The following is a 3,280-nucleotide window of genomic DNA, read 5'->3' as shown; positions in this document are numbered from 1 at the left end:
CCCTTCTGCACCTAATAAATCCAAACGATTCGGATTGCTGACATATCCTTGTTCCGTTTTTGTTGCATCGGTTAATATCATTTTCCTGAAAAATTTCATCTGTTTTCCAAACACCTTTACAAGTAGGATGAATACCAAAATGGATACGGTGACCGCAATTAGCAAGGAGATCGTCATATGGACCGGATCACCTGTCGCAAGGAATAGACTCCCCACTACCGCTGTAAACCCGAGCAGCCCGATAATCCCCCCTGGGATAAAAAATTCAATTAGTACGAGAATGACCCCAATGATGAACATCGCTAACGATTCGTATCCGGTGATACCGGCGACAAGATGACCATAGAAGAATAAGACAAGACTGGTGATTCCAATTACGCCCGGAATTCCAAAACCGGGTGAAAACAATTCCATCACAATCCCGATTCCSGCTATCGTTAATAAAATGGGAACGACGATCGGGTTGGTCAAAAAGCGGGCTAGTTTCTCAGGAAAGCTTTCTTCGATTGACCGAATATCAGCATCTTCAACTCCAAGTATACTATACAGCTCCGCTTTTCCAGAGACGGTACCTTCGCTATACCCAGCCTTTTTTGCCTGTTCGGCTGTAAATGTCAGCAGCTTCCCTTTTTCCGCTCCATATTCGGGTAGATCGATGTCAACATCCGCCATCGCCTGGGCGTATATGGGATCACGTCCATTTTGTTCAGCAGCGGTCTTCATGGCAGCCAACCAATAAGATTGCGCTTTCTTACTTGCAGCGTTCCCTGTTGAATCAATCACAGCTGCAGATCCCATGGTGGCACTCGGAACCATATAGATCTCATCCGCACTTAAAGAAATGTATGCCCCTGCAGATAAAGCCCTGTTATTGACATAGGCAACTGTCTTTATTGGTGAATCCGCCAGTAACTTTGCAATTTCCCCCGCTGCATCCACAGCACCTCCAGGGGTATTCACCTCGAAAACGACAAGATCTGCATCTGCTGCTTCAGCAGTGGTCAGTGCTCGTTCCAAAAAGGCCGTGAGTCCCTTTTCCACCGTTTCTTCAATGGGTACATGGTAAACGATCTTCTCGTTTGCAGATACCGTCGCTCCACCAAAGGAAGACATGGTGAACAGCAATCCAAATAGGAGAACAGATAAATAACGCCAAATTTTCAACGGAACGCCCCCTTTCCCGTATTAAACGCGGTAAGTGTCCCATTATCCAGGAACTTACCAGTAAATTCAGCCCGCAACTAAAATTCGAATAAGGAGCAATTGAAGCAACCCTTTACCCTGTTCTTTAGTTATTACGTATGTATATGAAAAAGGTTTCAAAAAAAAGCAAATAAAATTAAAAGTGCCACAATTATCTTGGGCTTCGTTTCAATAATATACGCATAAAATTCATGAAATACACAAAAACCACAGGCAATTTGCCTGCGGTTAGGTTTCGAGTTTTAAGTTTAGAGTTTAAGATAGATGTTGTTGTACTAATTTGTTAACTAGAGAACCATCCGCTTTACCTTTAACTTTAGGCATTAAAGCTCCCATAACTCGGCCCATATCTGCTTTGGATGTTGCATTGACTTCTAAAATCGTTTCGTTAACGATTTTAGAAATGTCTTCTTCTGAAAGTTGCTGAGGCATATATGCCTCTACGTATACTAGTTCGGTGCGGACTTTATCCACGAGATCTGAACGACCTGCGTTTTCAAACTCCTGGAGGGAGTCTTTGCGTTGTTTTAATTCGCGAGAGAGCACTGTCAATTCTTCATCATCTGTTAAATCTTGTCTCTGCTTCAAGGCTTCGTTTTGAATAGAAGCTTTCAGCATCCGAATAACAGATAGTTTGTCCTTTTCCTTGTTCTTCATCGCTTGTTTCATATCATTATTTAAACGCTCGAGAAGACTCATCTTTCCACCCTCTCTTAGAATTTACGTTTTCTTGCAGCTTCAGACTTTTTCTTACGTTTTACGCTTGGTTTTTCATAAAATTCACGCTTCCTAGCTTCCTGAAGCGATCCTGCTTTAGATACAGTACGTTTGAAACGACGAAGAGCATCTTCAAGCGATTCGTTTTTACGAACGACGGTTTTAGACATCTCTTTCCCTCCCTCCGAAAACAACACACTAACTCAAGTTGTCAACATGTTATACATGTACTAAACAATTATAATATATCATCTTTAGCAGGTCAACCAATAAAATCAAACTTATTTTGAATATAATCGTGTTATTATCATATTTTTTCACTTAGCGATGATTCAACTTGCATGAAATTCCAATTTATAGCATGTCCCCCGTTAATGGGCCATAAGCTTACTATGAGGTGACAGTCATGCATGAGCTATTTTTATTCATTTTATTCATAGCGATATTTCTGGCAGGGATGTCCGTTTTACGAATCGGACTGTTCAATATGTCCGGTGCAGCATTAAAAACATTTCTCTCAAAGGTTACAGATAAGCCATGGAAAGGCTTCTTGGCCGGAACCATCTTTACCGGGATCCTGCAGAGCAGCTCGGCGGTCATGGTCATGACGGTCGGCCTCGTTTCCGCAGGAAGCTTAACATTCCCGCAAACAATCGGGATCATTCTTGGAACGAATATCGGATCCACCTTTACAGCAGAGTTCATGACTTTCTCTTTGGATCGCTGGATCATTCCCGGTGTCGTAAGCGGCGCTTTCCTTTGCTTCATGCCAAAAGCATTTCCGAGAAGCCTAGGAATGTCCCTGATCGGAATCTCGGCCATCTTCGCGGCGATGAGCGGTTTTAAAACGCTTTCGACACCGATTGCAGCCTATCCATCCATACAAACGCTTATACATTACATAGAGGGCCATATGAGTTATGCCCTGATTGCCGGGTTATTATTGACGGCACTCATTCACTCCAGTTCTGCAACCATCGGGATAGCCATGAGTTTTTTGATGAATGGGGAGTTATCCGTGTCCTCGGCAATCATCATCATGCTCGGATCGAATATCGGCACTTGCATCACCGGATACATGGCCAGCATCGGTTCTGGCAGACAAGCTGCATTTACAGCTTATGCACATATTTGGCTGAACATCATCGGGGTTGCCGCATTCCTGCCTTTGGTGGACATCCTGGAAAGCACGGCCGCCTATTTCACCGAAAACAAGGGAACACAGCTCGCGCATGCCAGTGTCATTTTCAATATCTTGACTTCTTTGGCCGTCTTGCCATTCGCACGGCAATTCTCCAACCTCATTCTTTTGGTGCATCGGCCACACTTAAAAAAATAAGGGCAGTCCAAAGTCATTGGC

At 43.5% G+C, this 3,280-nt stretch carries 4 protein-coding genes; 1 reads left to right on the top strand and 3 read right to left on the bottom strand.

Features of this window, described 5'->3' with window-relative positions:
* From AC1DVB_RS26185 to rpsU, 3 genes are all read right to left on the bottom strand, one after another.
* A partial coding sequence (locus AC1DVB_RS26185) for an NfeD family protein (protein WP_477591708.1) occupies positions 1-1,164 on the bottom strand: 1,164 nt, incomplete at its 3' end.
* A 294-nt stretch (positions 1,165-1,458) separates the two neighbouring features.
* Positions 1,459-1,902: a GatB/YqeY domain-containing protein gene (locus AC1DVB_RS26180; RefSeq protein WP_034308521.1), complete on the bottom strand. Its 444-nt coding sequence runs from the start codon at positions 1,900-1,902 to the stop codon at positions 1,459-1,461.
* A gap of 14 nt (positions 1,903-1,916) precedes the next feature.
* Positions 1,917-2,090, bottom strand: a complete 174-nt coding sequence (gene rpsU, locus AC1DVB_RS26175; protein WP_028391853.1) for a 30S ribosomal protein S21 — start codon at positions 2,088-2,090, stop codon at positions 1,917-1,919.
* 236 nt (positions 2,091-2,326) lie between these two features.
* Here rpsU and AC1DVB_RS26170 point away from each other — a divergent pair, with 236 nt between their 5' ends.
* On the top strand, positions 2,327-3,259 hold the full coding sequence (locus AC1DVB_RS26170; RefSeq protein ID WP_057278845.1) for a Na/Pi symporter: 933 nt from the start codon (positions 2,327-2,329) through the stop codon (positions 3,257-3,259).
* Positions 3,260-3,280: the final 21 nt, after the last annotated feature.

This window comes from Peribacillus sp. P4_D6, assembly GCF_056401795.1.
This window is presented reverse-complemented; position numbering and strand designations above follow the sequence as displayed.

Excerpts from the sequence above, each read along its gene's own strand:
- AC1DVB_RS26180 (WP_034308521.1), bottom strand. The coding sequence starts at position 1,902 with ATGAGTCTTCTCGAGCGTTTAAATAATGATATGAAACAAGCGATGAAG.
- rpsU (WP_028391853.1), bottom strand. The coding sequence starts at position 2,090 with ATGTCTAAAACCGTCGTTCGTAAAAACGAATCGCTTGAAGATGCTCTT.
- AC1DVB_RS26170 (WP_057278845.1), top strand. The coding sequence starts at position 2,327 with ATGCATGAGCTATTTTTATTCATTTTATTCATAGCGATATTTCTGGCA.